The organism is Gordonibacter sp., from assembly GCF_036667095.1.
GTDB lineage: Bacteria > Actinomycetota > Coriobacteriia > Coriobacteriales > Eggerthellaceae > Gordonibacter.
The window spans coordinates 1-10,467 of record NZ_JAVWUP010000092.1; the positions used below are offsets into that span (position 1 = coordinate 1).

8 protein-coding genes are annotated in these 10,467 nt (G+C 60.5%); 6 read left to right on the top strand and 2 right to left on the bottom strand.

What is annotated here, in order from left to right:
* A partial coding sequence (locus RR842_RS08990; RefSeq protein ID WP_332521466.1) for a DUF4143 domain-containing protein occupies positions 1 to 746 on the top strand: 746 nt, incomplete at its 5' end.
* A 336-nt stretch (positions 747 to 1,082) separates the two neighbouring features.
* Here RR842_RS08990 and RR842_RS08995 read toward each other — a convergent pair.
* Positions 1,083 to 2,522, bottom strand: coding sequence for a diguanylate cyclase (locus tag RR842_RS08995; RefSeq protein ID WP_332729531.1), 1,440 nt, complete (start codon positions 2,520 to 2,522; stop codon positions 1,083 to 1,085).
* A gap of 836 nt (positions 2,523 to 3,358) precedes the next feature.
* Between RR842_RS08995 and ilvD the strand changes: the two genes are divergently transcribed.
* From ilvD to ilvC, 4 genes are all read left to right on the top strand, one after another.
* Positions 3,359 to 5,041, top strand: coding sequence for a dihydroxy-acid dehydratase (gene ilvD, locus RR842_RS09000; protein ID WP_332729532.1), 1,683 nt, complete (start codon positions 3,359 to 3,361; stop codon positions 5,039 to 5,041).
* The gene (gene ilvB, locus RR842_RS09005) at positions 5,038 to 7,011 is read left to right on the top strand and encodes a biosynthetic-type acetolactate synthase large subunit (protein WP_332554040.1); all 1,974 of its coding nucleotides are present in this window, start codon (positions 5,038 to 5,040) and stop codon (positions 7,009 to 7,011) included. The genes ilvD and ilvB overlap by 4 nt, the downstream gene beginning before the upstream one ends.
* Entirely contained in the window at positions 7,008 to 7,490 is a 483-nt protein-coding gene (ilvN, locus tag RR842_RS09010) for an acetolactate synthase small subunit (protein ID WP_332513908.1), read from the top strand. Before ilvB ends, ilvN begins: the two co-directional genes overlap by 4 nt.
* A 71-nt stretch (positions 7,491 to 7,561) precedes the next feature.
* Positions 7,562 to 8,557, top strand: coding sequence for a ketol-acid reductoisomerase (gene ilvC / locus RR842_RS09015; RefSeq protein WP_332729534.1), 996 nt, complete (start codon positions 7,562 to 7,564; stop codon positions 8,555 to 8,557).
* Positions 8,558 to 8,674: 117 nt separating this feature from the next.
* On the opposite strand, the gene RR842_RS09020 is transcribed toward ilvC, so the two are convergent.
* Positions 8,675 to 9,103: a hypothetical protein gene (locus RR842_RS09020; RefSeq protein ID WP_332513912.1), complete on the bottom strand. Its 429-nt coding sequence runs from the start codon at positions 9,101 to 9,103 to the stop codon at positions 8,675 to 8,677.
* 437 nt (positions 9,104 to 9,540) lie between these two features.
* Here RR842_RS09020 and RR842_RS09025 point away from each other — a divergent pair.
* A partial coding sequence (locus RR842_RS09025) for a hydroxyacid dehydrogenase (RefSeq protein ID WP_332729535.1) occupies positions 9,541 to 10,467 on the top strand: 927 nt, incomplete at its 3' end.

Below are 10,467 nucleotides of genomic sequence, written 5' to 3' on the forward strand. Positions count from 1 at the left end.
ATTTTGTGGGTGGTATGCCGAAGGCGGTATCTGAGTTCCGAGAAGGGGGAAACGATTACGCGCTTGCTCGTGCTGTGCAAAACGATTTACTTAATCAATACGATAAAGATTTTTCTAAGTATCCCAAAAAGGACGAGATAGAACGCATTCGGCTTGCGTTTGATTCCATTCCTGCTCATCTCGGAAGAGAAAACCATCGATTCGTTTTCGGGCGCATCGCAAAAGGGGCAAGGTCAAGAGATTATGAGATTGCGATCCAGTGGATTGTCGACTCTGGCTTGGCGACTCGGATCTATCGAGTGGACAAACTTGCTTCTCCTCTGAAATTTTACCGCGATTTGGCTGCCTTTAAGCTTTTTCTGCCCGACGTTGGATTGTTAGGTGCTGCAATGGGGGTCAGACCGGATGAGGTGTTGCTCTCGAATAAAGGGTTCGAAGAGTTCAAGGGCGCACTGACTGAACAGTACGTTTGCCAACAGCTCGTTGCTGCGGGCAATGCTCCTTTTTATTGGAGTGCTGACAAGGGTGGAAAGGCGGAAGTGGGCTTCGTTGTAGCTAAAGAGGGGAAAGTTGTCCCTCTTGAGGTGAAAGCAGAGGAAAACCTCCGCGCAAAGAGCTTGCGGGTGATATACGAAAAGACCGGGCTGCACGGGGTGCGTACATCCATGTCCGACTATCGGGAGCAAGATTGGATGACAAACGTACCGCTGTGGGCGATAGGGGCTTATTTCGCCACAAGCGAATAAACGGCAGGAGTATTGCCACCTGCTCCGCCACCCCCTTGCTGCGAATATGCTTGACCTTACCCTTTTTGACGGGTGTCACGGTGCGTTTTATCAGTTGCCGTGCAGCCGATCCTTGCTTTCGTGGTGTGTGCTGCGACGGGTGCGGTTACCGGTTAAAGGGTGGAATGCGATGCCATACTATGCCCGAATTCGACCGCACGAGCCATTGATGAAGGGTTAGCGAAGAAGCCCTCTGTAGAGGCCTTTTGCGCAGAAGGTGTCGCGTTTTGCGCGAGATTGTGCCTTTTTGGCAGGCGGGATAGGCGGGGCGGGCGAGGCAGGTTGCACCCCGCGTTGTTAGTGATCTTCCGCTTCCGGATTGAACAGGGTAAACCCGTTGCGCCCGCCGTCCTTTCGCTGATACAGGGCGTTGTCTGCTGCTTGGTAGAGCTCTTGGTAACAGGTGCGGGCCTGCGGTAGGACGGCAATGCCGATGCTACAGGTTATGGGCGGGGCTTCCGGCTCGGGCCTAATGGATCCGAGCGCGCCGAGGATGCGCTCAGCCGTGTGACAGACAGACTGAGTGTCGGTAACTTCGGGCAGGTAGACAAGGAACTCGTCGCCTCCGACGCGCCCCGCCAAATCGCTGCTTCGAATGCTGCTTTTGAGTGCGGCTGCAACTTCGGAGAGGACGAAGTCCCCGCAGAGATGGCCGTACTGGTCGTTAACGCCTTTGAAATGGTCCACATCGATGATCAGCAGGGCGTGGTATCCCCGGTCCTCGTCTTTGGCGATGCTGCCGCTTTTCATCCGTCGCTCTACCAGCAAATCGATAGTGGCCTTGTTGTAGATGCCGGTCAATGCGTCGTACTGGGTCTTCATGATCAGCGCTTGCCTCTGCCGTTTCTCTTCGTCGATATCCACGATTACTCCCACGGCCTTGAGGGGGCGACCGTCTACATCGTATTGGGCGGTGGCTCGGATGCGGCACCAGTAGTAGCGACCGGTCATGCTGCGGATACGGAACTCCGTCTCGGAGTAGGGGATGCCTGCGGCGGTGTCCTGCATGATCTTGACGAAGGCGGGCATATCCTCCGGATGGATGTTGCTCGACAACGGTATCTGCCCGCTGATGCCGCGCGAGATGGCCTCGTAGTCGAATCGTTTTTTCCAGTTGGGCGAGAACTTGAGCGTGTCTTTTCGGATGTCCCACTCAAAGATGATGTCGGTGGCCTGATCGGATATGATCTTGTGTCGTTCCAACGACAGACGTAGTTCTTCCTCTTGCTGTTTGCGTTGGGTGACGTCGATGAGCAGGCAGTAGAAGCACTGCCCGCCGCTGCCGTCGTCGATAAGCCTTCCTTTGTCCAAGACCCATATCGGCTGACCGTTCTTGCAAAGCACGCGGTACTCCAACTCCAAGTCGGGTCCTGCTGCAAGTTGCGCGTAGGTGGATTTCAGCATGTCGGCCCGATCGCCCGGGTAGACCATGTTGACGAATTTGCCGTCGAAGAGCTCCTCCACTTCTTCTTTGGTGTAGCCGAACATGGAGAGGAACCCGTCGCTCATGGACAGCAGCGTCATGTCGGGGTCGTTGGCGCATTGGTGGGCGCCCCCGGGGATGTTCTTGGTCAGGTTGGTAAGCTGGCGCTCCCTCATGCTCAGTTCCGTGCGCAGGTTCCGGTATTCCCTCAGATGCCGTGAGAGTTCTTCGAGGTTCTGGTCCTCAAGGTAGACGGCGAGCAGCTTGCGCGCAAAGGCAAGCGTGTCCTGCTCGTTTTGCTCCTCTGGGTTCACGCAGTATTCCTTTCGAGGGGTCGCTCGCTGCGACGTGGGCCAGAGCGAGTCGGATGGGGCGGTGCCGGTGCGCCGTGCTCAAGGCCGAAACTGAACAATCCTATCAAGTCTAGCAAAGAAGGTGCTTTGGAGGGCTGCTTTTGGCGTAGAATGCCGTGTTTTGCGCGAGATTGCACGTTTGCTTGCCGCGGTAGGTTGTCTTCGATGGCGAGCAGGCGGTGCAGGGCTTGGGTTGCGTCGGGGGAATAACTCGGATCTCGACTGCGGAAGGGGCCCCTGCTCCCGCTTTCGGAACGAGGGGGTTGCAGCGGGAGGCTGGCAGGAAAGGGTGCCGGAACCCCTATTCGATCTGTGTGAATTTCTGCAAGAAACCCTTCGGTATTCAAAGTTTTTCTTGCGGGTCCTTGTTTGCCGTGTATACTTGCCCCCAACAACTTCATACGACGAAATGCGTTGACGAGGACAGTAGGGACGAATCCATCTTCAGAGAGCCGGCGGTGCTGTGAGCCGGTGTTGGACGGTCTGAACGCCACCTCCGAGCAGTTTGGCGCGAACGTTGCGCGTGTGCAACCGGACGACCTCCGGGCAGCGCGGAGCAAGTAGGCTGAGCCGGCGACTCCGTTATCGGTCTGATCGAGATTCCCGCCCTGCACATGAGTGCGGCGCGTCTTCTCCATCCTTCTGAGGTCCTGGTGCAGCTTATGCTTGCGGCGGGATTTTTTGTTTTCCGCACCAGAGGAGGTCGCTGTTTGTTCTCGCGCATGGCGCGAAGCAAGCTGAGGGCGCGGCTGTTCGCCCTAGCGGGTGGGCGGACTCGGAAGAAGAGAGGATCGGACATGCATATGCGAAGCGATGCCATCAAACGTGGGCCTGCGCGTGCTCCGCACCGCAGCTTGCTGAAAGCTGACGGCATCACCGACGAAGAACTGAAGCGGCCGCTCGTTGCCGTGTTCAACTCCCACAATGACATCATTCCCGGGCACAACAACCTCGACAAGATTGCCGAGGCCGTAAAGGCGGGCATCTATATGGCCGGCGGCGTGCCCTTCGAGCTGTCCACCATCGGCGTGTGCGACGGCATCGCCATGAACCACGACGGCATGCACTACTCGCTGGTGTCGCGCGAGGTCATTGCCGACTCGTTGGAATGCGCGGTGCAAGGGCACGCGTTCGACGCGCTGGTGTGCATTCCGAACTGCGACAAGATCGTGCCGGGTATGCTGCTGGGCGCTTTGCGGGTGAACATCCCTACCGTATTCGTGTCGGGCGGCCCGATGCTCGCCGGCAAGCAGCCGGGCGGGTGCGGCCCCACGACCGATCTGAACACGCTCTTCGACGGCGCTGCTGCCGTGCAAAACGGCAGCATGTCCGAAGACGAGCTGAAATACTACGAGGATACCGCCTGCCCTACGTGTGGCAGCTGCTCGGGCATGTTCACCGCCAACTCCATGAACTGCCTCACCGAAGCCCTAGGTATAGCGCTTCCCGGCAACGGCACCATTCCTGCCGTGTACTCCGAGCGCATCCGCCTGGCCAAGCATGCGGGCATGAAAGCGATGGAGCTGCTGGAACGGGGAGTCTGCGCCCGGGATATCGTCAGTGCCGCCGCCGTGCACAATGCCATGGCATGCGACATGGCATTCGGAGGTTCCACGAACACTGTGCTGCACCTTACGGCTATCGCACGGGAGGCGGGATGCGCCATCGATTTAGATGATTGGGAGGCGGCAAGTGCGGCTACGCCCCATCTGGTGAAGCTGCAACCCTCCGGGCCGCGTCCGCTGTCGGACTTGTACGAGGTTGGCGGCGTGGGCGTGGTGCTCGACGAGCTGAACCGCTTGGGGTGCATCGATCGCCGTGCCGTCACGTGCATGGGAGTAATGGGGGAATACCTGGACCAGCGTGCTGCACGCGGCCTGCGTGCCGATGGCGAGGTGTGCCGTACGTGCGACAACCCCTTCTCGCCGACGGGTGCTCTGAAGGTGCTCCACGGCAATCTGGCACCTGACGGCGCCATCGTCAAGAAGTCGGCCGTCGATCCGGCCATGCTTACCCATACGGGGCCGGCGCGCGTGTTCGGCAGCGAAGAGGCGGCCTGCGAGGCTATTAACGAAGGCTGCATTGTGGCGGGCGATGTCGTGGTCATCCGCTACGAGGGGCCACGCGGCGGTCCGGGCATGCGCGAGATGCTCACGCCCACCTCGTCCATCGTGGGTAGGGGCCTGGGCGCGAGCGTCGCGCTTATCACCGACGGGCGTTTCTCGGGTGCCACGAAGGGGCCGGCGGTGGGACATGTGAGTCCCGAAGCCGCTGCTGGCGGCCCGATCGCGCTGGTTGAGGAAGGCGATCTCGTTACGGTGGATATCGAGGGTGGCGTGCTCGCGCTCCATGTCGACGATGCCGAGTTGGAGCGCCGCCGCGTGGCTTGGAGGGCTCCGGCTCCGAAACACGACCACGGCGTGCTCGCGAAATACGCGAAGCTCGTCTCTTCAGCAGACAAGGGGGCGTACGTATCATGACCGACGACACGAAGCACTCGGCCGCAGCGCAGGCAACGGCCGACGGGCAGGCTTGCGAGGGCGGCACCAGCACTACAAAGGGCCAGCAGGCTGCGCGTCCAGCCGGTGTCACGGCCGCAGCAGCAGGCGCCTCCCGGGGCCTGGGCAGCAAGACCGAGAAGCAGGGCAGGCGTATGACCGGTGCCGAGGCCGTCGTGGCCTCGCTTGAGGCCGAGGGTGTCGACCTCCTCTTCGGCTATCCGGGCGGTCAGGCCATCAAGATGTACGACGCGCTGTTCGACTCGAAGCAGATAGCGCACGTGCTCTCGCGCCATGAGCAGGCAGCCGTGCACGAGGCCGACGGCTACGCACGGGCCACCGGCAACGTGGGCGTGGCCCTAGTTACCAGCGGACCTGGTGCCACGAACACGGTCACGGGCATTGCCACGGCCTTTATGGACAGCGTGCCGCTCGTGGTCATCACGGGTCAGGTTCCACGCGGGGTCATCGGCACCGACTCGTTCCAGGAGTCCGACATCGTGGGCATTACCATGCCGGTGGTGAAGCATAGCTACCTGCTGCAGACTACTGAGGAACTCACGCGCACGTTTCGCGAGGCGTTCCACATCGCCAAGACGGGGCGTCCGGGACCGGTGCTTATCGACGTGCCGTCCGACTTGGCCAGTGAAATGCTCGTCTTCGAGTATCCCGACGAGGTGAGCCTGCCGTCGTATAGGCCCACCTATCGCGGCAACGCCAAGCAGGTGCGCCAGGCCGCCGCGCGCATCGCCCAAGCCGAGCGCCCGGTGCTCTACGCCGGCGGCGGCCTTGTGTCGTCGGGCGCCTCGGGCGAACTGCGCGCACTGGCCGAGCATATGCAGATACCGGTGGTCACCACGCTTATGGGCAAGGGCGCATTCCCCGATTCGCATCCACTGAACCTGGGGCTGGTGGGCATGCACGGCTCGAAGTATGCGAACCTTGCCCTGACGGAAAGCGATCTGATCATTGCGGCCGGGGCGCGGTTCTCCGACCGTGTGACGGGGCGCCTCGACCAGTTCGCGCCGCATGCCGACGTCATTCACATCGATATCGACCCGGCCGAGATCGGCAAGGTGCGCGCCGCCCAAATACCCATCGTCGGCGACCTCAAGGGCGTGCTGGATGGTATCGTCTCCACGCTTCGGAAAGAGGGTGCCGAACCTGAGACGGCTGCCTGGATGAACCAGGTGGCCGAATGGCGGCGGCGCTACCCCTACTACCATCCCGACTTGAGCGAGCAGCCCGACGACATCGTTCCGGAAATCGCGCTCGAACAGCTTTCGGCCTTGCTCGATCCTGAGAAGAGCGTCGTTGTAACCGAGGTGGGCCAGCACCAGATGTGGGCGGCACAGCATATCAGCCGCGAACGCCCGCGTTCGTTCGTCTCGTCGGGCGGCCTGGGCACGATGGGCTTCGGTTTTCCGGCAGCGATAGGCGCGGCTATCGGATGTCCCGACAAAACGGTCGTTTGTGTGGCCGGCGACGGGTCGTTCCAGATGAACAGCCAGGAGATGGCGACGGCAGGTATCCATAACGTGCCGGTGAAGGTGCTGATCATGGACAACCGGTGCCTCGGCATGGTGCGCCAGTGGCAACGCCTGTTCTACGACGAGCGCTATTCCTCGACACTTCTGGATGCGAACCCCGATTTCGTGAAGCTGGCGGACGCTTATGGCTGGCAGGCGGCGCGCGTGGACCGTCCGGAAGATTTCGAGGCCGCTGTCGAGCACATGCTGGCAGCTGAAGGCCCCTACCTGCTCGATGTGGTCATCTCGCGCGATCAGAACGTCTATCCGATGGTGGCTCCGGGTGCGGGGCTCTCCGATGTCATCGGCGCCATCGACGTGGCAGTAGGTGCTGTGCGCACGGACACGCCCGCATCCGAGGCAAGCCGTGGGCAGGACATCGATGCGCGATCGGGCGCGAGCGTGAGAGGAGAGAGGCAATGAGGCATATCCTATCGGTGCTCGTGGAGAACAAGCCCGGCGTGCTGTCCCGGGTGACGGGGCTTATCTCGCGGCGCGGTTTCAACATCGAGTCGCTGTCGGTAGGCCCTACCGAGGATCCCACCATGTCGCGGGTCACGGCCATCGTGCTTGCCGACGCGGTTGCCTACGAGCAGATCACGAAGCAATTGCACAAGCTGATCAGCGTACATAAGATCAGCGACCTGACCAACGACAACGCCATCGAGCGCGAGCTGGTGCTGTTCAAGGTGAATGCCGCCCCCGAGCGCCGCAGTGAGATCATCGAGATAGCCAACGTGTTTCGCGCGAAGATCGTCGACGTGGGCAAAAGCTCGCTGACCATTGAGGCCACGGGCGACGAGAGTAAGCTCAAAGGCATGGAGGACCTTTTCCGCGCCTACGGCATCAAGGAGATAACCCGCACGGGTAAGATCGCCATGTCGCGCAACAGCAAAGATTAGCAATCGCGCCGCAACGTCGGCTTGCCCGGCGTCCGGCAGAACGACGGAACATCAACGAAAGGAAACCAACAATGGCCGTCACGATCTATCACGAGAACGATGCGAACCCAGAGCTTATCAAGGCTCGGAAAATAGCCATCATCGGTTACGGCAGCCAAGGTCACGCCCATGCGCTCAACCTGAAAGACTCGGGTTGCGATGTGCGCGTGGGCCTGCGCGCAGGCTCGAAATCGCGTGCGGCTGCCGAGGCGGCCGGGCTTGCGGTCATGGACGTGGCCGAGGCTGCCGAGGAAGCAGACTTCATCATGATCCTCACGCCTGACGAGACCCAGGCTGCCACTTACGAGGCCGACATCGCCCCGTACCTGAAGGTCGGCGACACGCTCGCGTTCGCCCATGGCTTCAACGTGCACTATGGCTACATCGCGGTACCCGCAGACATTGACGTGGTCATGATCGCGCCGAAGGGTCCGGGCCACATGGTGCGCCGCGTGTTCACCGAGGGCGCGGGTGTGCCATGCCTTATCTGCGTGAATCAGGATGCTTCCGGCCAGGCGAAGGACGTGGCGCTGTCTTACGCGTGGGGTGTCGGCGGCACCCGTGCGGGTGTTATCGAGACCACGTTCAAGAACGAAACCGAAACCGACCTGTTCGGCGAGCAAGCCGTGCTCTGCGGTGGCGTGACGGCGCTGATCAACGCTGGTTTCGAAACGCTTGTCGAGGCGGGCTACCCGCCCGAGATGGCGTATTTCGAGTGCTTCCACGAGATGAAGCTCATCGTGGATCTAATGTATGAGGGCGGCATGTCCAATATGCGCTACTCGGTGTCGAACACGGCCGAATACGGCGACTACTATGCGGGGCCGCAGGTGGTTACGCCCGAGACGAAGCAGGCCATGAAGGTCGTTTTGGAGCGTATCCAGGACGGCTCGTTTGCCCGCGAGTTCATGGAAGATTCGAAAAACGGCCAAGCGTGGCTCAAGCAGCAGCGCATGGAGCACGGCAACGCCCTTATCGAGGAAGTGGGCATGAACATCCGCTCTCTGTTCCGCTTCGCACGTCGCTAAACATTCGTAGGCGGCAAAACGGGCGATGGTATCTCGTTGGATGCCATCGCCCGTTTGGGATACGCCTGCAGCGCGCCTTGCGCCGCTGCGTTTTGCCTGCCAGCTGAAAACGCAGCTCTACAGGCGGTTTTCCTTCTTGATGTTGTTCGCCAAGATGACGCAGACCACGGGGAGCACCAGGCCGAGCAGCGAGCTGAAGATGGTGCCTGCATCCATGGATCCGTTCATGAAGTTCCCCAGTACCACGAGCGCGGCGAACACCACGCCGATGATCGCCAGCACGAAGAACACCCCGATTTTGCTCGGGTCGTTGGCGCCGCGTAGGCCGAAGATGCCGATGACCAGATCGACGATGCTGCCGATGAGTGTGATGATGCCCATGGCTGCCAAAAGGCCGCCAGCAACCATCGCGTCGTTTGAGTTTGCTGTTCCCAGCACGCTTCCGCCGAGGGTTGTGAGCAGGGAGAACAGGATTCCCAACGATGCGAAGACGATCATGATGATGGAGATGACTTTAAGGGCTTTTTGGGAACTGCTTTTTTGCATGAGAACATCCTTTCTCGGGAATAACGATAGGAAAAGTATACCAGAAACCCAAGGTGATGTGCGCGAAGGGCGGGTTTCGGCTCTTTACGCCGTCTTGTTCAACCTATCGTCCAACCTCTGTCCAACACCTGTCCAACCCTTGTTCAACCTATCGTCCAACCCCTGTCTAACCCTTGTTCAACCTACCGTTCAACTTCTGTCCAACCTTGCTCAAATCATGGCGCTTCGACCGCTTGCCTCTGACGAGTGCGGTTTCGCTCTATTATGTTCGGGTGAGAAAAGCCGTGGCGCTAGAATGCTTTGGTCGAACAAAGCTCTGCGCCGCGTCTGCCGAACAAGGGGTGCTTTGAACCTTGCCGAAGCCGAATCGATTGTTTTCCCGGCAAGCGAAGGCGCGAGAGCGGGATGCACAGGAGAAAGGACTGGTGACTGCCGTCATGGCAAAAAAGGTACTGGTGGCTGAGAATCTGGCCGATGCGGGTCTTGCGATCCTCAGGGGCAAAGGATACGAGGTTGACGTAAAATTGGATATGACGCCCGAGGAGCTGGTGGCGGCCATTCCGGAGTACGCAGCGCTTATCGTACGCTCTGCCACCAAAGTGGATCGCGCGGTCATCGAGGCCGGGGAGCGCCTGCGCATCATCGGTCGCGCTGGCGTGGGCGTGGATAACGTCGATGTGGATGCCGCCACCGAACGCGGCGTCATCGTGTGCAACGCGCCTACTTCCAACATCGTGTCTGCCGCCGAACAGACCATGGGATTGATCCTCGCCTGTGCCCGCAAGACGCCGCAGGCGAACGCCTCCATGCATGCAGGCAAGTGGGAGCGCGGCAAGTTCACCGGTATCGAGCTGTACGAGAAGACGCTGGCCATCTTCGGCTTGGGTCGTATCGGAGGGCTGGTTGCCGAGCGTGCCCGCGCCTTCGGCATGAAGTTGGTGGGTTATGACCCCTACTGCAGTCCTGAGCGTGCGGAGCAGCTGGGCGTAACGCTGTACGAGGACGTGGATGCCATCGTGCCGCTGGCCGATTTTATCACCGTCCATTTGCCTAAGACCAAAGAGACCATTGGCATGTTCGGCCCCGACCAGTACGCCCGCATGAAGGACGGCGTCGTGCTGGTGAATGCAGCGCGCGGCGGCATCTACGACGTGAAGTCCCTGGCCGATTTCCTGGCTGCCGGCAAGATCGGTGCGGTAGGCATGGACGTGTGGGAAAGCGAGCCGTGCACGGACAGTCCTCTGCACGAGTTCGACAACGCCATTCTCACGCCGCATCTGGGTGCTTCCACGAAAGAGGCGCAGCTGCGTGCAGGCGTGCAAACGGCCGAAGCCGTGGCGGCGGGCCTTGCGGGCTCCATCGTG

Excerpts from the sequence above, each read along its gene's own strand:
- ilvC (WP_332729534.1), top strand. The coding sequence starts at position 7,562 with ATGGCCGTCACGATCTATCACGAGAACGATGCGAACCCAGAGCTTATC.
- RR842_RS09020 (WP_332513912.1), bottom strand. The coding sequence starts at position 9,103 with ATGCAAAAAAGCAGTTCCCAAAAAGCCCTTAAAGTCATCTCCATCATC.
- ilvN (WP_332513908.1), top strand. The coding sequence starts at position 7,008 with ATGAGGCATATCCTATCGGTGCTCGTGGAGAACAAGCCCGGCGTGCTG.
- ilvD (WP_332729532.1), top strand. The coding sequence starts at position 3,359 with ATGCATATGCGAAGCGATGCCATCAAACGTGGGCCTGCGCGTGCTCCG.
- ilvB (WP_332554040.1), top strand. The coding sequence starts at position 5,038 with ATGACCGACGACACGAAGCACTCGGCCGCAGCGCAGGCAACGGCCGAC.